The 18077-nt window shown below is 64.1% G+C and carries 19 protein-coding genes; 5 read left to right on the forward strand and 14 right to left on the reverse strand.

Annotated elements, in window-relative coordinates:
- The first annotated feature begins 151 nt into the window (after positions 1 to 151).
- Both epsC and GGR44_RS05905 read left to right on the forward strand, forming a co-directional pair.
- Complete coding sequence (gene epsC / locus GGR44_RS05900) at positions 152 to 856, forward strand: serine O-acetyltransferase EpsC (protein ID WP_183954526.1); 705 nt, start codon at positions 152 to 154, stop codon at positions 854 to 856.
- Positions 856 to 1200, forward strand: a complete 345-nt coding sequence (locus tag GGR44_RS05905; protein ID WP_183954527.1) for a DUF2794 domain-containing protein — start codon at positions 856 to 858, stop codon at positions 1198 to 1200. Before epsC ends, GGR44_RS05905 begins: the two co-directional genes overlap by 1 nt.
- A 96-nt stretch (positions 1201 to 1296) precedes the next feature.
- Here GGR44_RS05905 and rpmE read toward each other — a convergent pair whose 3' ends face one another.
- The 10 genes from rpmE to pyrH all read right to left on the reverse strand — a co-directional run bounded on the left by rpmE (position 1297) and on the right by pyrH (position 10782).
- Positions 1297 to 1521 carry a 50S ribosomal protein L31 gene (gene rpmE / locus GGR44_RS05910; protein ID WP_183954528.1) on the reverse strand — a complete coding sequence of 75 codons (225 nt, stop codon included), beginning with the start codon at positions 1519 to 1521 and terminating at the stop codon, positions 1297 to 1299.
- Positions 1522 to 1665: 144 nt separating this feature from the next.
- Entirely contained in the window at positions 1666 to 2145 is a 480-nt protein-coding gene (gene fabZ / locus GGR44_RS05915; RefSeq protein WP_221214285.1) for a 3-hydroxyacyl-ACP dehydratase FabZ, read from the reverse strand.
- Positions 2146 to 2151: 6 nt separating this feature from the next.
- Complete coding sequence (locus tag GGR44_RS05920; RefSeq protein WP_183954529.1) at positions 2152 to 2814, reverse strand: OmpH/Skp family outer membrane protein; 663 nt, start codon at positions 2812 to 2814, stop codon at positions 2152 to 2154.
- Entirely contained in the window at positions 2814 to 5519 is a 2706-nt protein-coding gene (gene bamA / locus GGR44_RS05925; protein WP_183954530.1) for an outer membrane protein assembly factor BamA, read from the reverse strand. The genes GGR44_RS05920 and bamA overlap by 1 nt, the downstream gene beginning before the upstream one ends.
- 82 nt (positions 5520 to 5601) lie before the next feature.
- Positions 5602 to 6735 carry an RIP metalloprotease RseP gene (rseP, locus tag GGR44_RS05930; RefSeq protein WP_183954531.1) on the reverse strand — a complete coding sequence of 378 codons (1134 nt, stop codon included), beginning with the start codon at positions 6733 to 6735 and terminating at the stop codon, positions 5602 to 5604.
- Positions 6732 to 7889, reverse strand: a complete 1158-nt coding sequence (locus GGR44_RS05935; RefSeq protein WP_183954532.1) for a 1-deoxy-D-xylulose-5-phosphate reductoisomerase — start codon at positions 7887 to 7889, stop codon at positions 6732 to 6734. Before GGR44_RS05935 ends, rseP begins: the two co-directional genes overlap by 4 nt.
- The gene (locus tag GGR44_RS05940) at positions 7886 to 8656 is read right to left on the reverse strand and encodes a phosphatidate cytidylyltransferase (RefSeq protein WP_183954533.1); all 771 of its coding nucleotides are present in this window, start codon (positions 8654 to 8656) and stop codon (positions 7886 to 7888) included. The genes GGR44_RS05935 and GGR44_RS05940 overlap by 4 nt, the downstream gene beginning before the upstream one ends.
- A 3-nt stretch (positions 8657 to 8659) precedes the next feature.
- Positions 8660 to 9427 carry an isoprenyl transferase gene (locus GGR44_RS05945; RefSeq protein WP_183954534.1) on the reverse strand — a complete coding sequence of 256 codons (768 nt, stop codon included), beginning with the start codon at positions 9425 to 9427 and terminating at the stop codon, positions 8660 to 8662.
- A 66-nt stretch (positions 9428 to 9493) separates the two neighbouring features.
- Positions 9494 to 10051: a ribosome recycling factor gene (frr, locus tag GGR44_RS05950; RefSeq protein WP_183954535.1), complete on the reverse strand. Its 558-nt coding sequence runs from the start codon at positions 10049 to 10051 to the stop codon at positions 9494 to 9496.
- 5 nt (positions 10052 to 10056) lie between these two features.
- On the reverse strand, positions 10057 to 10782 hold the full coding sequence (pyrH, locus tag GGR44_RS05955) for a UMP kinase (RefSeq protein WP_183954536.1): 726 nt from the start codon (positions 10780 to 10782) through the stop codon (positions 10057 to 10059).
- Between the two features lie 356 nt (positions 10783 to 11138).
- Here pyrH and GGR44_RS05960 point away from each other — a divergent pair, with 356 nt between their 5' ends.
- Positions 11139 to 12689 carry a hypothetical protein gene (locus GGR44_RS05960; protein ID WP_183954537.1) on the forward strand — a complete coding sequence of 517 codons (1551 nt, stop codon included), beginning with the start codon at positions 11139 to 11141 and terminating at the stop codon, positions 12687 to 12689.
- A gap of 132 nt (positions 12690 to 12821) precedes the next feature.
- Here the strand turns inward: GGR44_RS05960 and tsf are convergent, their stop codons facing one another.
- Together tsf and rpsB are read right to left on the reverse strand one after the other, a co-directional pair.
- Positions 12822 to 13748 (reverse strand): translation elongation factor Ts, encoded by a 927-nt coding sequence (gene tsf / locus GGR44_RS05965; protein ID WP_183954538.1) that lies wholly within the window; start codon positions 13746 to 13748, stop codon positions 12822 to 12824.
- 117 nt (positions 13749 to 13865) lie between these two features.
- The gene (gene rpsB, locus GGR44_RS05970) at positions 13866 to 14624 is read right to left on the reverse strand and encodes a 30S ribosomal protein S2 (RefSeq protein ID WP_183954539.1); all 759 of its coding nucleotides are present in this window, start codon (positions 14622 to 14624) and stop codon (positions 13866 to 13868) included.
- A 252-nt stretch (positions 14625 to 14876) separates the two neighbouring features.
- Between rpsB and GGR44_RS05975 the strand changes: the two genes are divergently transcribed.
- Entirely contained in the window at positions 14877 to 15101 is a 225-nt protein-coding gene (locus tag GGR44_RS05975) for a hypothetical protein (protein ID WP_183954540.1), read from the forward strand.
- A gap of 6 nt (positions 15102 to 15107) precedes the next feature.
- On the opposite strand, the gene GGR44_RS05980 is transcribed toward GGR44_RS05975, so the two are convergent.
- Together GGR44_RS05980 and GGR44_RS05985 are read right to left on the reverse strand one after the other, a co-directional pair.
- Positions 15108 to 15887, reverse strand: a complete 780-nt coding sequence (locus GGR44_RS05980; RefSeq protein ID WP_183954541.1) for a CDP-alcohol phosphatidyltransferase family protein — start codon at positions 15885 to 15887, stop codon at positions 15108 to 15110.
- The gene (locus tag GGR44_RS05985; protein ID WP_183954542.1) at positions 15884 to 16618 is read right to left on the reverse strand and encodes a phosphatidylserine decarboxylase; all 735 of its coding nucleotides are present in this window, start codon (positions 16616 to 16618) and stop codon (positions 15884 to 15886) included. Before GGR44_RS05985 ends, GGR44_RS05980 begins: the two co-directional genes overlap by 4 nt.
- A 164-nt stretch (positions 16619 to 16782) precedes the next feature.
- On the opposite strand from GGR44_RS05985, the gene GGR44_RS05990 reads away from it, so the two are divergent.
- Positions 16783 to 18003, forward strand: coding sequence for an NADP-dependent isocitrate dehydrogenase (locus tag GGR44_RS05990; protein WP_183954543.1), 1221 nt, complete (start codon positions 16783 to 16785; stop codon positions 18001 to 18003).
- The last annotated feature ends 74 nt before the right edge of the window (positions 18004 to 18077 follow it).

Consider the following 18077-nt stretch of genomic DNA (forward strand, 5'->3'; position numbering starts at 1 on the left):
TTATTTGTCTACCGATCTGATGATAATTTATGCCGCCGTCAAGCACCTTTGTCATCGCACCGAAACGACCCCCCGAAAGGCCTGATCTGGAAATTTTTTCGCCGCTCGCCTATATGGTGCATCGCACGATGGAGTGCTTCAGGGCTTTTTGATGCTGCACAACCTTCTGTCCTATCTGGATTCGGTCAAATCGCGCGATCCCGCGCCGCGATCCCGCGCGGAAATCCTGCTTTATCCCGGCGTCTGGTCGCTGGCGTTTCACCGGATCGCACATCGGCTCTACCGGCGGCGGCTCTTCTTCCTGGCGCGCGCCGTCAATCACCTCTCGCGCTTCCTGACCGGCAACGACATCCATCCCGGCGCGCGAATCGGCAAACGATTCTTCATCGACCACGGCTTTACCGTCATTGGCGAAACCGCCGAGATCGGCGATGATGTGACGCTATATCAGAATGTCACGCTGGGCGGCACCGATCCGGCGAACGGCATCGCGGGCAAGCGCCACCCGACCCTGAACGACGGCGTCATCGTCGGTTCGGGCGCGCAGGTGCTCGGCCCCATTGTCGTGGGTGAAGGCGCGCGAATCGGCGCCAATGCGGTGGTGACGAAGACGGTGCCCAAGGGCGCGACCATGGTCGGCATCCCGGCCCGCCAGATGCTGGTCGACGTCACCGCCTATCAGCGCGAATTCCTGCCCTATGGCACCCCGTGCAGCGATTGCCCCGACCCCGACAAGCAGAAGATCGAGGCGTTGCAGACCGAAATGGAACAGTTGCAGCAAAGGCTGAACGCCCTGCTGGAAGAACGCGCCGGTCGCGATGACGGGCCGCTCTTCAGGGAGCGTGACCGCGCCTGATGGGGGATGTGACGCCTTTTCCCGGTCAGGCCGCAGGCGCGACGCAGACCGGGTTTGAACGTCTCGAACTCATGCGCATCATGGATCTGTATGGCCGCATGGTCGCCGCCGGGCACTGGCGCGATTACGCCATCGACCTACACCGCGACGTCGCCGCCTTTTCCGCCTTTCGCCGCACCGCCGAACGCCCCGAATATCGTATCGAAAAACGCCCCGCCCTGCGCCATCGCCAGGGCATGTGGGCGCTGATCGGGGAAGCGGGCATGGTGCTCAAACGCGGGCAGGAATTGCAGGCGGTGCTCGCCCCGGTGGAACGCAAGCTGCTGCGCATCGTCGAGGATTGAGCATCCGGGAAGAAGGCCCGGCCGCTGTCAAGAGCGACGAAAAAGGGCGCCCGCGAACGGACGCCCTTTTCATGAAGCCGCGCAAAGGCGTTCGGCTTATTTCTTCAGCGTCAGACCGCCGAAACGCTTGTTGAAGCGCGCCACCTGGCCGCCAGTGTCGAGCTGGCGGGTGCCGCCGGTCCACGCCGGGTGCGACTTGGGATCAATGTCGAGCGCCATGGTGTCGCCTTCCTTGCCCCAGGTCGAACGGGTCTGGAAAGTCGTGCCATCGGTCATCTGGACGGTGATGAAGTGGTAGTCGGGGTGGGTGTTGGCCTTCATGGCGTTTCGTGCTCCAATAGTGGCCGGTTTCCGACCGGCCTGGGATGCGGATAAAGCGAAGGGGGCCGTTACCGGCTTTTCGTGCGCAAGGCAAGGGCCATTGCCCACCGCGACATTCCCGTCTGGCCGGGCGGGAAAAGCCGGTCAATCCTTGGGCGGATCGGCAATCATCGCCACGAACTGCGCCTCGGCGGCCAGTCGATCGCCGATGAACGCCTTGCCATCGAACTTGCACACCCGGCCGCGCACCTGGGTGAAATCGATCTTGAGGTCGAGCAGGCAGCCCGGCTCGACCGGCGAACGGAATTTCGCCCCGTCGATGCTCATGAAGTAAACCAGCTTGCCCGATCCCACCAACTCCATGGAAACCGACGCCAGCACGCCTGCGGCCTGCGCCATGGCTTCCACCACCAGAACGCCGGGCATGATCGGCCGACCGGGGAAATGCCCCTGGAAAAAGCTTTCATTGATGGTGACCGCCTTGACCGCATGAATGAACTTGTGCGGGATCAGCGTTTCCACCCGGTCGACGAGCAGCATCGGATAACGATGCGGCAGCGCCGCCATGACCCCACGGATGTCCATGGGGCCGATGACGCCGCTGCCTTCAACTTCGGCGGTCATCGCGGGTCAGCGCGACTTGGGCTGCTGCGGATTGGCGGGCGCGGCGGCGGGAGCCGGTGCGGCGGCCTGACCCTGACGGCCCGGCTGCCAGCCGGCCGGCGGCACGATGCCGACGCTGGGGACCAGCGTGTTGAGTTCGGCGGTCACTTCGTCGGTGATGTCGGCGCCGGCGCCGAAGCTTTCGGTCGCCGCCTTCTTGAAGACGATCTCCGACTTGGTCTTGGCGGTTGCGGAGGTCAGCGCCTGATCCAGCTTGGCGACGATCTGTTCCTCGACATAGGCGCGGGCAAGGCCGATGGGCTGGCTCAGGCGCTGCAATTCGGCCTGGGCGGCCTGCTGGGCCTGCTGATATTGCTGGGCCTGCGTCTCGATGGCCGGGGTCGGCTTGTTGCCGGCGGCCTTGAAGGCGGCCTGCAGCGCGTCGCCCTTGGTCTTGAGATCGGCTTCCAGCGCATTGCGGCGCGTGTTCATCGTGTCGATCTGGGGCTTGTAGGTGGTCTGCATCTGCGTGATCGCGGTGGTGTAGGCCGCGCTCTTGGCGACAGCTTCTTCCAGGTCGACGACGGCGATGCCGGACTTGGTCTGCGCCACGGCCGGAGCGGTGGTGGCGAGGGGGATGGCGGTCATGGGGGCCAGGGCGATCGCCGCGGCCTTGAAAATCGTCTTCATCAGAATTGTGTCCCTACGTTGAAGGTGATGAGCTTGTCGTCGTCGCCCGGTTCCTTGAGCAATGCGCGGGCGACGTCGATGCGGAATGGGCCGAACGGCGAGTTCCAGTTGACGCCGAATCCGACCGAAACACGCGGCTTCAACGTATCGCCCAGATAGACTTCCTCGAAACCGGACCCGTCGAGATAGGTCGCCGTGGAGCCGGCCGGGGGCGTTGCGCAGACGCCCAGCGATTCCGCCTGCACGGTGGTCGTCGTGGCGGTTTCCCCGGTTCCTGTCGTTACGGAGCAGCTGCCCGGAAAGGGCGTCAGCTTGGGATCCTTGATCCCCGCCACGGCGCCGACATCGACATAGACCGACGGACGCAGGCCCATTTCACGCGCGCCCGAACCCAGCGGAATTTCCACCTCGGCCCGCGCCATATAATAGATGCGGCCGCCCAGCGCGTCGTCGAGCGCCCGGTTGTTGCCGGTCGCGCGGATATATTCACCGGTGGGATCGCCATCGGCATCCTTTTCCGCCACCAGATAATAACGCTTCACGCGCGGGCCGATGCCGCGAATGTCGAAGCCGCGCATATTGGGTTCGCCCAGGAAGAAGCGGTCGACCAGGCGGATTTTCTCGACCGGGTCGCCCGCCGCGTCCAGCCGCTGCTTCTCCAGCGAGTGGATATAGCCCGCCTCGCCCGTCAGCCCCAGGATGAAGCCGCTGCCCAGCGGGAAATATTGCCCGCCGTTGAGGCGCGTGCGGACATAGCGGACGCTGCCCCCCAGACCGGCGAAATCCTGGCTCAGCACGATATTGTGGCCGCGCGTCGGGCGGATGCGGTTGTCGCGATTGTCGTAGATCAGCGAGTAGCCGAGCGAGGACGTCGTCCGCTTGCCGATGGCGTCGCACAGATAGCGGCCGGCGCGGATCGGATCGCAGGTGTCGGCGGGGTTGTTGCCCAATATGCCGTCATTACCGATGTCGGTATAATAGGTGTTCCTGTCCAGCGTTACGTCATCGAAGTTGAGCGTGTAGCGCAGCGCCAGCGACATATATTCGGTGAGCGGAACACCGGCGCGCAGCTGGAAGCCGGTCGTTGTCTGCTCATAGGTGGTGTCGCGGTTGTTGGTGTTGTTAAGGTAACGGAAGCTGTTCATGTCGCGGCGATAGATGTCGCCGCCCAGCGCGATATTCTTGTCCATGAAATAGGGTTCGGTGAACCCGACTTCCACCGACTTGGAATAGGCCGAATAATTGATGCTGGTGCGCAGTTCCTGGCCCTTGCCGCGGAAATTGCGCTGGGTGACGGACGCCGCGACGATGAAGCGTTCCAGCGAAGAGAAACCGGCCGACAGCGACAGTTCGCCGGTCGATTTTTCCTGCACATTGGTTTCGAGCACGATGCGGTCGGGCGCGGAGCCGGGCTTTTGTTCGATGTCCAGCTTTTCCTGGAAGAAGCCGAGCGAATTGATGCGGTCCTTCGACCGCTTGACCAGGAAGCTGTTGAACGCATCGCCTTCGGCCAGACGAAACTCGCGGCGGATCACCTTGTCCTGCGTCAGCGTGTTGCCGTTGATGTCGACCCGTTCGACATAGACGCGCGGGGCGTTGCCGATGCGGAAATTGATGCCCATCGTCAGGTCATCCTTCGACCTGTTGAAATCGGGCTGCACATCGGCAAAGGCATAGCCGAACAGGCCCGCCGTTTCCGACAGCGTGTCGACCGTATCCTCGACCAGCTTGGCGTTATACCAGTCGCCCTGCTTCATCGGCAGGCGCTTGGTCAGGCTTTCGCCCGACAGGTCGCGAATGTCCGATTCGACCTTCACCGGGCCGAATTTATACCGGTCGCCTTCCTCCACCACATAGGTGATGATGAAGTCCTGCTTGTCCGGGGTCAGCTCCGCGACGGCGGAAATGACGCGGAAGTCGGCATAGCCTTCGGTCAGGTAGAATTGGCGCAGCTTCTGCTGGTCATAGGCCAGACGGTCGGGATCATAGCTGGTGCCGGACGAAAACAGGCGGAACCAGCGCGATTGCTTGGTCACCATCTCGCTGCGCAGGCGGCTGTCCTTGAACTTGTCGTTGCCGATGATGTTGATCTGGCGGACCTTGGACTTGGGGCCTTCGCTGATTTCGAACACGATGTCGACGCGGTTCTGGTCGAGTTGCACCATCTTGGGCTCGACCGTAGCGGCGAAACGGCCCTGGCGGCGATAGAGTTCGATGATGCGGGCGACGTCGGCGCGCACCTTGGACCTTGTATAGATCTGGCGCGGCGCCAGCTTGATTTCCGGGCGGATCTTGTCTTCCTTCAACCGCTTATTGCCTTCCAGCACGATGCGGTTGATGACCGGATTTTCCTTCACCTCGATGGTGAGCGCGCCATTGTCGTTGCGGATCTGCACGTCCGCGAACAATTCCGTCTCGAACAGGTCGCGCAGCGCCTGATCCAGCGATTCCTGGCTGAACGGCTGGCCGATACGCAGTTTGGTGTAGGACATGATGGTGTCCGGCTCCAGGCGCTGCTGCCCGGTGACGGCGATGGAGCGGATCGCCCCTTCCGTCGCGGACGGGCCGGTCGCGAGGGCGGCGGGCGGCGGCGCGGCGGCCGTCGCCTGCGCCAGCGCGACGCCGGGCGCGGCGGCAAGGCCCGCGATCATCGTGCCGGCCATCAGGGCCACGACAATCTGGCGCTGCCTGTTGCTGCTGTTCATCGCTGTCACCGCTCCACCCTCGAAAAAAATTGTTTCCGCCGCAACAGACGACGTCGAACCGGGCTTCCCTGCCCCAAGCGCGTCAGCCGATCAAGCCGGACAGGCTTTTCCACAACCCGAAAGACGACAAATCGTTGAAAGTCACCAGCACCATCATGGTCATCAGCACCGCCAGCCCCGACCGGAACGCCCATTCCTGCGCGCGCGGGCTGACCGGCCGCCGCTGCACCGCCTCGATCCCGTAAAACAGCAGATGCCCGCCATCCAGCATGGGGATTGGCAACAGGTTGATGAACCCCAAGTTAATCGATACGAAAGCGACGAAGAAGACGAAGCTTTGGACGCCCAAAGTGGCCGCCTGCCCCGAAATCTGGGCAATCTTCAACGGACCGCCCATTTCCTTAATCGAACGGCGTCCGGTAACGATCTGACCCAAGCCGTCGATGGCCGACACAAAAATCTGTCCCGTGCGGCGCGCGCCGACAACTGGGATTTCCCAAAATGCCACCTCGCGCAAGGTGACGGTGTTGGACCTGACGCCGAGCTGACCAAGGCGAAAGACATTGCCAAACCGGTCTTTCTCAACATGCACGCCCGCAGCAATCGTCATCGACACAACTCTGCCGTCACGATGGATTTCGTAGGCCAGTGGTTCGGCCGGGCGCAACCGCACAATGTATGCAATTTCGGCAAAGCTCTCGATGCGTCGTCCCATGATGGAAACGATACGATCACCCTGCCGCAGGCCTGCCCTCGCCGCGGCCGATCCTTCCTCAACGGTATGAACCACCGGCTGACTGATCGGTTCTCCGTTGAGCCAGGCAAGTCCGCCAAGCAACAAGATAGCAAACAGGAAATTGATCGCTGGGCCGGCCGCCACAATCAGCGCGCGTTGCCAAAGCGGCTTGGCCGGGAAGCTCTCGGCCCGTTCCGAGGCGGGCAGTTGCAGCCAGGCCGGATCGGTCTGGCTGGCGGCGTTCATGTCGCCCTTGAACCTTACATAGCCGCCCAGCGGAAACGCGCCGATGCGCCAGCGCGTGCCGCGCCTGTCGGTCCATGCCGCCAGTTCATGGCCAAAGCCGATGGAGAAAACCTCCGCCTTCACCCCGCACCAGCGGCCGACCAGATAGTGGCCCAGTTCGTGGACAAAGACCAGAGGGCCGATGGCCGCGACAAAGGCTACCAAAGTGAACAGGAAACCGGGAGTTTCGATCAAGCAGCCAATCTTTCCATCACGTGCCGCGCCTCACCCCGCGCCCTGGCGTCAGCCTCCAGAACATCTTCGATCCGGTCGGGCATGGGCGCGGTATAGCGTTCCAGAACATCCTCGACAATCATGGCAATATCAAGGAAGCCGATGCGCCGGGCCAAAAAGGCGGCGACCGCCACTTCATTGGCCGCGTTCAGGATCGCCGGAGCCGCCCCGCCCGCCGCCGCCGCCGCGCGCGCCAGCCGCAGCGCGGGAAAGCGATCAAGGTCGGGCGCCTCGAAATCCAGCCTGCCGATGCGGGCGAGGTCGAGCGGCTGGCACGGCGTATCCATGCGCCGGGGCCAGGCGAGCGCGCTGGCGATGGGAATCCGCATGTCGGGAGAACCCAGTTGCGCCAGCGTCGAACGGTCGCGATATTCGACCAGCGAATGGATCACCGACTGCGGATGCACCAATATTTCAATGCGGTCGAGCCCGACGGGGAACAGATGCGCCGCCTCGATCAGTTCCAGCCCCTTGTTCATCATCGTCGCGCTGTCGACGCTGATCTTGGCCCCCATCGACCAATTGGGGTGAGCCACCGCCTGTTCGGGCGTCATCGCGCGCATATCCTCACGCGACCGGGTGCGGAACGGCCCGCCGCTGGCGGTCAGGATGATCCGGGCGACTTCGCTCAGGTCGCTGCCCGCCAGACACTGGAATATGGCGTTATGCTCGCTGTCGACCGGCAACAGGGTCGCGCCCGATGCCGTCGCCGCGCCCATCATCAGCGCGCCGGCCGACACCAGGGATTCCTTGTTGGCCAGCGCCACCGTGCCGCCCGCAGCCAGCGCCGCCATGGTGGGGGCGAGCCCCGCACAGCCGACGATCGCCGCCATGGTCCAGTCGGCCCCGGCCCGCGCCGCGTCGACCAGCGCGGCTTCGCCCGCCGCCGCCTCCGTGCCCGAGCCCGCCAGGGCGTCGCGCAGCGCGGCATAGCGGCTCTCGTCGGCGATCACCGCGATCTGCGCGTTCGTTGCGCGGGCAATCGCGGCCAGCTTGTCGACATCGCCGTTCGCGGTCAGCGCCACCACCTCGAACGCATCGGGCTCCCGCGCGATCAGGTCCAGCGTGGACGTGCCGACCGATCCGGTCGCGCCGAATATGCTGACCGTCCTCATGCGCCCGCCCCGGTCCAAAAAATGATGGCGGCCAGCGGCGCGGCGGCCACCACCCCGTCCAGCCGGTCCATCACGCCGCCATGGCCGGGCAGCAATGAGCCGCTGTCCTTCACGCCCGCGCGCCGCTTCATCGCGCTTTCCAGCAGGTCGCCCAATTGCGCCGCCACCGCCAGCAGGCCACTGGCCGCCGCCAGCCGCACCGGCAGCCCGGCCCAGAGGTGCAGCGCAAAGCCCAGCGCCAGCGCGGCAGCCACGCCACCCGCCAGCCCCGACCAGGTTTTGGACGGGCTGACGCGTGGGGCCAGCTTCGGCCCGCCAATGGCGCGCCCGGCGAAATAGGCGCCAATATCCGTCGCCCACACCAGCGCCAGCGCCCACAGCGCCAGCAGCAGCCCGCCCGGCTCCTGCCCCCGCAGGAAGCTGAGCGCCACCACTGGCGCGCAGATATAGACGACGCCCATCGCCAGCGGCAGCGACCGGGTCGTCGCCAACAGGAAAGCGAAAGCGCCAATGACCGCCGCCAGCACGATCCAGGCAAGCCCCGCCGCCACCGGACACAGCAGCGCCAGGGGAATCGAAACCGCATACATGGCGAGCTTTCGCCAGTTGGCGTCAGCCCCGACGAGCGCGCCCCATTCGCCCATCATCAGCACGCCCGCGACCGACAGCAGCATCCAGAAGGCGATGCCCCCCGCCAGCAAAGCCGCGATGGCGACCGCGATCAGGATCAGGCCGACGACGATCCGCTTTTTCAGTTCCTCCGACATCGCCTACAGCCCGCCGAAGCGGCGATCGCGCCGGTTGAAGCTGGCCAGCGCCCGCGCCAATGCGTCGGCGTCAAAATCGGGCCACAGAATGTCGGTGAAATACAGCTCGGCATAGGCCGCCTGCCACAGCATGAAATTGCTGAGCCGCTGTTCGCCCGACGTGCGGATGAGCAGGTCGAGCGGCGGCAGGTCGGCGGTATCCAGCGCGCCTTCAATCGCAGCCGGGTCAATCGCCGCCGGATCAAGTTCGCCATCCGCCACCCGGCGCGCCAGCCGCTGCGCCGCGCGCACCATTTCATCCTGCGCGCCATAGTTGAGCGCGATGGCGATCACCGGGCCGCTGTTTTCGGCGGTGCGGGCGATGGCGCCATCGATCATCCCGACCAGCGCGGGGTCAAGCGCGCGATAATCGCCGATCACCCGCAACCGCACGCCATTGGCGTGAAATTCATCCAGATCAGCCTGAATGAAATGACGCAGAAGGCCCATCAGGTCGGCGACCTCGCTTGCGGGCCTTTTCCAGTTTTCGGAAGAAAAGGCATAGAGCGTCAGGCATTCCAGCCCCAGTTCGCGGGCGGCGCGCGCCACCCGGCGCACCGCCTCCACCCCGGCGCGATGCCCGGCGATGCGCGGCAACAGCCGCTTCTTCGCCCAGCGGCCATTGCCGTCCATGATTATGGCGACATGGCGGGCTCCGGGGGAGCCTGATCCGGAGCCATCGACATGGCGCGCGCCTTGGTCGGTCGCGGCCTTGGGAAAGGAAGCCTGCATCCGGCTGGCCATATCAGGCCCTGTGCTTGGGGTGAACGAAGATCGTCATCATGGACCAGGCCTAAATTACTGGCCCATGATTTCCTTTTCCTTCGAGGCAGTCAGCGTGTCGATGTCGGCGATGATGGCGTCAGTCAGCTTCTGGACCTCGGTTTCCTTGCGCTTGCGCTCGTCCTCGCTGATCTCCCCCTTCTTCTCGTCGGCCTTCAGGCTGTCCATGCCGTCGCGGCGGACATTGCGGACGGCGACGCGCGCGCCTTCGGCATATTTGCCGGCCAGCTTCGCCAGTTCCTTGCGGCGTTCCTCGGTCAGGTCGGGGATGGGCAGGCGCAGCGTCTGGCCGTCGACAATGGGGTTGAGGCCCAGGCCAGCGGAGCGAATCGCCTTGTCGACCGGGCCGACATTGGTCTTGTCCCACACCTGCACCGACAACATGCGCGGTTCGGGCGCGGATACGGTCGCCACCTGATTCAAGGGCATGTGCGCGCCATAGACCTCGACAGTCACCGGATCGAGCAGCTGCACATTGGCGCGGCCAGTGCGCAGGCCGGTAAGGTCGCCGCGCAGCGATTCGAGCGCGCCCGCCATGCGGCGTTCCAGGTCGGCTTTGTCATATTGGGGCATGATGTTCAGGACTCCTGATTTTGAACGACCGTCGCCACGCCCTGCCCGGCCAGCACGGTGGCCAGATTGCCGGTTTCGCGGATGTTGAAGACGACGATGGGGATATTGTTTTCGCGACACAGCGCGATGGCGCTGGCGTCCATGACCTTCAGGTTATCGTTCAGCACCTTGTCGAAGCTGATCCGGTCATAACGCACGGCGCCTGTCACCTTCTTGGGATCGGCGTCGTAAACGCCATCGACGCTGGTGCCCTTGAACAGCGCGTCGCAGTTCATTTCCGCCGCGCGCAACGCCGCGGTGGTGTCGGTGGTGAAGAAGGGGCTGCCGGTGCCGGCGGCGAAGATGACGATCCGGCCCTTTTCCATGTGTCGCACCGCCTTGCGCCTGATATAGGGCTCGCAGACCGACGCCATCGGAATGGCCGACTGGACGCGCGTGTCATAACCCAGTTTTTCCAGCGCATTCTGCACCGCCAGCGCGTTCATCACCGTCGCCAGCATGCCCATATAATCGGCGCTCGCCCGGTCGAACCCGGCGGCGGCGCCAGCCAGCCCGCGAAAGATGTTGCCGCCGCCAACGACGATGCACAGTTCGAACCCCGCATCCTTGGCCGCCGCGATTTCCCCCGCGACACGCGCCACCGTTTCAGGCTCGATGCCAAACTGCCCCTGCCCCATCAACACCTCGCCCGACAGTTTCAGCAATATGCGCTTGAAGGCGGGCCGGGTCATAGGCTTTGGATCATCCTTGCAGGTGGGCGGGAAGCGGCCGGGACATTAGAGGGGCAAGGGCGCAATGGGAAGGGCGATTGTGCGTTTGCGCGCGACGCCCGCCCTGCGGCATGAACGAAAGCCCGCTTTACCTCTTTAACTCATCGATGCTCTGCTGCATGAGCGTCAGTTAGGGGGCATGGATGGCAGCGGTTCGACGTCTTTTCGGATGGTTTGGGCGGAAGGCGGTTCTCTATACCATCCTGGTGTTGGCGATATGGGCGGCCAGCATGGCACAACCCTGGATGATGCAGTTATGGCATGGCGGCGCCCATGCTGAGCGACGACAGGTCGCTCTTGCTACGGCCGTCGATCAAATGACGCGCGAGCGCGAGGCCGCCACCGCCACGCTGCAAGCCGACGGGGCGCGCTGGAAAGGGGCCAGCCTTCGCGAGATCGACGGGTGGGTCCGGGCCCGACAGAACAAGGCTATCCAACTGCGGCGCCAGATCGACGCCGCTCCGCCGCGATGGCGATTGGCGCTGGAGGGCAGCGAGGCTGTATTAAGGGTCGAACAGTTACGTCTGCAACTGGCCGTCGCGGAGCAGGAGCTTGTCGGCCTTCGCGCCGCACGCAAGCTGGTAGTCAGCAATGGTGCGGCTCTGACCGCCGCAGCCGATAAGGACCGACAGGCAAGGGACTTAAAACGAGCAAAGGCCCAGTGCAGCGCCGCGACGAAGAAAAGACAGGATTATGAAAATCGCTGGCGCTGGAAATGGCGGTCTTGGTGGGAAAACGCCGAACATCGCCGGATCGTTGCGAACCAAAGGGCTCAATGCGACACGGCCCGATCCGCTGAACAGACACTCAAACGCCTGGCCGATGCCCATAAGGCCGCCGATCTGACTCGCTACCGGATGGATGAAGCCTACAGCCGTAGCATCACCGACGCAGCGAGCGCCGTCCGCCATGCCGACGCCGGCCTTAGGCAGGACGCCCAGCGCGCGACAACCGAATGGAAAGGCTCCTGGCGGGCCAAACTGCGCATATGGTCAGCGCAGGTCGGCCTCCGCGCGCTGTTGTGGAAGGCCGGTGTCGCCTTGCTCATCATCACTATCAGCCCCTTTCTGATCCGCCTGTTCTGCTATTATGGCGTCGCGCCCATCGCCATGCGGCGTCCGGCCATCCGTCTGAACATACCGGGCGGTGCGGGTCGCGCCATTCCCCTGACCGCGCGGTCAGCAACCTCGGTCGGAATCCGGCTGGAGGATGACGAAGAATTACTCGTGAGGCAGGATTATCTCCAGACCAGCAGCCATGAAGGGGCAAAGGGGACCCAGTGGTTCCTCGACTGGCGACACCCGATCACCAGCATCGCGACCGGCCTCTCCTTCCTCACCCGGATCCGCGGGGTCGGCCAGTTGACCACTGTATCGGCCGTGCGCGATCCCTTTGCCGAAGTCTCCGTCCTGACCCTGCCGGCGGGCGCATCGTGCGTACTGCGCCCTCGCGCGCTGGCAGCGGTGGCGCAGCCGCGCGGCCGCCCGCTGCGCATCGTCACCCACTGGCGCATCGCCTCGCTCAGCGCATGGCTGACCCTGCAACTGCGCTATGTCGTCTTTCACGGTCCCGCCCGGCTGGTGATAAAGGGTGGCCGTGGCGTCCGGGTGGAACTTGCCGAACAAGGGCGCATCTTCGAACAGGACCAGTTGATCGGATTTTCTGCCGATCTTGCCTATTCCGTGACCCGTGCGGAAACATTCTGGCCCTATTTTCTGGGCCGCACCTCGCTGTTCAAGGATCATATCCGCGCTGGCGAAGGCGTGCTCGTGATCGAGGAAGCCCCGTTGTCGGCGGAACGCGGCGGACATGCGCGGCGGGGCATGGAAGGGTTGATGGACGCTGTGATGAAATTGTTCGGAATGTAGAACAGGTAAGGCCAGGACGGGTGGCACATCAGCGCACGTCGACTCCCGGCCTACATATTCAGCGCAGCAGCGCCCAAAAAAAGGGGCGCCCCGCGAGACGCCCCTCCGATTTGCATAGTCTGTCGCGAGCGATCAGACGCCAGCAGCCGCCGCGACTTCCGCCGCGAAGTCGCTGACTTCCTTTTCGATGCCTTCGCCCAGCTGGAAGCGGACATAGTTTTTCAGCGTGATCGAAGCGCCCGCTTCCTTCGCCGCCTTGGCGACGACGTCGGCGACCGGGGTCTTGTTGTCCATCACGAACAGCTGCGACAGCAACGCCTGTTCCTTGGCGAACTTGGCGACCGCGCCGTCGACCATCTTGGCGACGATTTCGGCGGGCTTGCCGCTTTCGGCGGCCTTTTCGGTCGCAATGGCGCGTTCACGCTCCAGCAGCGCGGGGTCGATGTCGGCGGCCGACAGCGCCAGCGGGAAAGCGGCGGCGATGTGCATGGCGAGCTGCTTGCCCAGCGGCTCCAGCACGTCGGCGGGGGCGTCGCCTTCCAGCGCGACCAGCACGCCGATCTTGCCCAGGCCCGGCGCAGCGGCGTTGTGGACATAGGGGACGACCACGCCCTGGCTCACTTCCAACTGGGCGACGCGGCGCAGATTCTGGTTTTCACCGATGGTGGCGATGTTGGCGACCAGCTTTTCAGCGACGGTGCCGCCAGCCGGGTAAGCCTGCGCCGACAGCGTTTCGGCATCGGCGGCGCCGCTCGACAGGGCAATGTCGGCCGCGGTGCGGACGAAGTCCTGGAACTGGTCGTTCTTGGCGACGAAGTCGGTTTCGCTGTTCACTTCGACGGCGACGCCCTTGGTCCCGGCGACGGCGACGCCGACCAGGCCTTCGGCGGCGGTGCGGCTCGACTTCTTCTGCGCGGCGGCCAGGCCCTTGGCGCGCAGCCAGTCGACGGCGGCTTCCATGTCGCCATTGGCTTCGGACAGCGCCTTCTTGCAATCCATCATGCCCGCGCCCGAACGGTCGCGCAGTTCCTTGACGGCGGCAGCGGTAATTTCGGCCATGTTTAAGGCTCCTAATTCTGAGAGGGGTCTAGATATAAGGGTCTTTTAAAGGCATTAGGGCGCGGTCCTGATGGAGCGCGCCCTAGCCTGTCATTCTTGCAGTTCGAAGACCGCGGATCAGGCCTGTGCGGCAACCTCTTCGGCGACCGGCTCGTCCAGCGCGCCGAGGTCGACGCCGGCGGCCTGCTGCGCGCCACGGCTGCCCTTGGTGGCGGCGGCGGCGACAGCGTCGCAATAGAGGCGGATGGCGCGGCTGGCGTCATCGTTCGCCGGCACCGGGAAGGCGATGCCGTCGGGCGACACGTTCGAATCGAGGATCGCGACGACCGGAATGCCCAGCGTGTTGGCTTCCTTGATCGCCAGTTCTTCCTTGTTCGCGTCGATCACGAACATGATGTCGGGAATGCCGCCCATGTCGCGGATGCCGCCCAGCGACAGCTCCAGCTTGTCGCGCTCGCGCGTCATCTGAAGCACTTCCTTCTTGGTCAGGCCGTGGGTGTCGCCCGACAGCTTTTCCTCCAGGGTCTTGAGGCGCTTGATCGAACCGGAAATGGTCTTCCAGTTGGTCAGCATGCCGCCCAGCCAGCGATGGTTGACGAAATGCTGGCCCGATTTGCGGGCGGCTTCGGCGATCGGATCCTGCGCCTGGCGCTTGGTGCCGACGAACAGCACCTTGCCGCCGGCGGCGACGGTCGCCGACACGAAATCGAGCGCGCGCGCGAACAGGGGCACGGTCTGCGACAGGTCAAGAATGTGGATGCCGTTGCGGTCGCCGAAGATATACGGCTTCATCCGCGGGTTCCAGCGGTGGGTCTGGTGGCCGAAATGGGCGCCAGCCTCGATCAATTGCTGAATGGTGACGACAGGGGCCGCCATGAGTCTTTCTCCTTCCGGTTGAACCTCTGGGAATCAGGAAGCGGATGGCCTTAAAGGCCGGAACGCCACCGGATATGTCGATTCCCATGTGGAATGGGCGCGCCTTTAACGACAGCGGCCGCGAAAGGCAAGGGTTGACAGCCCGATCAAATGAGAACATAAAGAGAACATACGGAACGAAATGCGGTTTTCCGGCGTTCGTGTCGTCAGTTTAGGGCAAGCCGTGCAAACGGCAAGATGAAAGTTCGCGCTATGTTCACTCTCCTTGCCGGTCTGGTCTTCTCGCTCTCCTTCCTCTTCGCGCTGGGCGTGATCGTGCTGATGTTCGACGCCTATCGCGACCGTATCGCCGCCGCCCTGCTGTTCGAGCCGATGCCGCGCGAACCCGTCGCCTATCGCGTGATAGTCCGTCGCCCGCGCGTCGCGGCGCGGCGTCGGAGCCATGCCCTCGCCCGCCCGGTCGCCTTCGCCGCCTGATCCTGTCTATTCGTTCGGGGCGGCGGCTTGCTGACGCCGGGTGCGCGCATAGCTCATCATGCCAAAGGGGATGAGCAGGATATAGACGGTGCAGATCGCCAGCAGCGTCAGCCAGGGATCGGTCACCAGCAGCGCCGCCAGCAGGCCAGCGAACGCGATCACCTCCAGCCTGATGCGCTTGCGCAGCCGCAGCGCCGACCAGCTATAGGTCGCGATGCTGGAAATCATCAGGAAGGCGGTAAAGGCGGTCCAGGGCGCCACCACATACCATTGGCGGAAAATATCCTCGCCCGTCACCAGCCACAAATAGAGCGGCACAAAGCCGATGCCGGCCCCCGCAGGCGCCGGAACGCCGGTCAGGTAACCCGCCGATTTGTGCGGCTGTTCCTTGACGTCAATATTGGCGTTGAACCGCGCCAGCCGCAACGCGCAGGTCAAGGCATGGGCCAGCGCAATGATCCAGCCGAATTTCGGCATGGCGTGCAGCGACCAGAGATAGAGGATCAGCGCCGGTGCCACCCCGAAGGCAATCGAATCGGACAATGAATCCAGTTCCGCGCCAAACCGGCTTTCCCCGCGCAGCAAACGGGCGATGCGCCCGTCCAGCCCATCCAGCACACCGGCGAAAAGGATGGACAGCACCGCCCGCTCCCAGTCGCCCGATATGCCGTACCGAACACCGGTCAGGCCAAAGCACAGCGCCATCGCCGTCACCGCATTGGGCGCCAGCATCCGCAAGGTGATACCGCGCCGCAAGCCGCGGGGCACAGCGCGCCGACGGCTCATTGGATGATGCCCGTCACCGGCTCCGCGTCACCCATCCGGCCCAGGATCGTCTCGCCCGCCACCGTCCGCTGGCCCAGCACGACGCGGGGCGCCGTGCCCGCGGGTAGATAGACGTCCACCCTGCTGCCGAAACGGATCAGGCCGATGCGCTGCCCCGCCGCGACCATGTCGCCCGGCTTTACGAAGGGCACGATGCGCCGCGCGACAAGCCCGGCAATCTGCGTGAAGCCGATTCGCACCCCGTCATGCCGTTCGACCAAAATATGCTGGCGCTCATTTTCCTCGCTCGCCTTGTCGAGATCGGCGTTCAGGAACTTGCCGGAAATATAAACGACCGCCTTCACCGTGCCGCCAATGGGGGTGCGGTTGATATGCACGTCGAACACCGACATGAAAATCGACACGCGGATCATCGGCTGGTCGCCCAGCCCCGCCTCGCCCGCCATTTCGCGCGGCGGCGGCACCTTCTGGATCAAAGTCACCAGGCCGTCGGCCGGCGCGATGATCGCCCGGTCATCCTGCGGCACGGCGCGCGCGGGATCGCGGAAAAACGCCAGAACCCAGATGGTGACGCCCAGCATCAGCCAGCCCATGACAGACCAGTGCATGATGAAGAAGAGGCCGGTTATCGCCGCTGCGATCAGGCCGAATTTCACCCCCTCGCGATGGACCGGGGGGAAGCGCCATTTCACATTGCCGCCCTGCGCGACGCTGATGTCATCATTTTGCATGACCCGTCTTTAGGGCGCGCGCCGCGCGCTGACAACGACCGATCAAAAATGGCGGGGCGCGCGCGCCCTTCCACCTTGGTCAAAGGTTGAACATTGGCGACGCTTTGCCTAGTGGCTTTCGGGCATTCCATCCCACTCACGCGAAAAGAAAGCGAACCAGGCGCATGGCGAAGATCAAGGTCAAAAACCCAGTCGTGGAGATCGACGGCGACGAGATGACACGGATCATCTGGCAATGGATCCGTGAACGCCTCATCCTCCCCTATCTCGACGTCGACCTCAAATATTACGACCTCAGCGTCGAAAAGCGCGACGAGACGAACGACCAGATCACGATCGACAGCGCCAACGCAATCAGGGAATATGGCGTCGGCGTGAAGTGCGCCACGATCACGCCCGACGAAGCCCGGGTCGAGGAATTCAAACTCAAATCGATGTGGAAGTCGCCCAACGGCACCATCCGCAACATCCTGGGCGGCGTGGTGTTCCGCGAACCCATCGTCATCCGCAACGTGCCCCGTCTGGTCCCCGGCTGGACCGACCCGATCGTCATCGGCCGCCACGCCTTTGGCGACCAGTATCGCGCCACCGACTTCCTCGTCCCCGGCCCCGGCAAGCTGCGCATGGTGTGGGACGGCGAGAATGGCGAGAAGATCGAAAAGGACGTGTTCGACTTCCCCAGCGCGGGCGTCGCCATGGGCATGTACAATCTGGACGATTCGATCCGCGATTTCGCCCGCGCCAGCATGAACTATGCGCTGGGCCGCGGCTGGCCGCTGTATCTGTCGACCAAGAACACCATCCTCAAGGCCTATGACGGCCGCTTCAAGGATCTGTTCCAGCAGGTGTTCGACGAGGAGTTCGCCGACCAGTTCAAGGCGTTGGGCATCGTTTACGAACATCGCCTGATCGACGACATGGTCGCCTCGGCGCTCAAATGGAGCGGCAAGTTCGTCTGGGCGTGCAAGAATTATGACGGCGACGTCCAGTCCGACACCGTGGCGCAGGGCTTTGGCAGCCTGGGCCTGATGACCTCGGTCCTGCTCTCGCCCGATGGCAAGACGGTCGAGGCGGAAGCCGCCCACGGCACCGTCACCCGCCATTATCGCCAGCACCAGCAGGGCAAGGCGACGTCGACCAATCCGATCGCGTCGATCTTCGCCTGGACGCAGGGTCTGGCCTATCGCGGCAAGTTCGACGACACGCCCGACGTCACCCGCTTTGCCGAAACGCTGGAGAAGGTCTGCATCAAGACCGTCGAGGATGGCGCGATGACCAAGGATCTGGCGCTGCTGATCGGTCCGGAACAGGCATGGATGACCACGGAGCAGTTCTTCGAGGCGATCCGCGTCAACCTGGAAACCGAAATGGGCCAGTGGGCCTGACAAGGGAACCGATCTGCCTTCCGGGCATTTCAAATCGGTAACGGAACGAAGGGCGGCGCCGTGCATCGGCGCCG

It is taken from the genome of Sphingobium fontiphilum (assembly GCF_014196635.1).
In the GTDB taxonomy this organism is placed as follows: domain Bacteria; phylum Pseudomonadota; class Alphaproteobacteria; order Sphingomonadales; family Sphingomonadaceae; genus Sphingobium; species Sphingobium fontiphilum.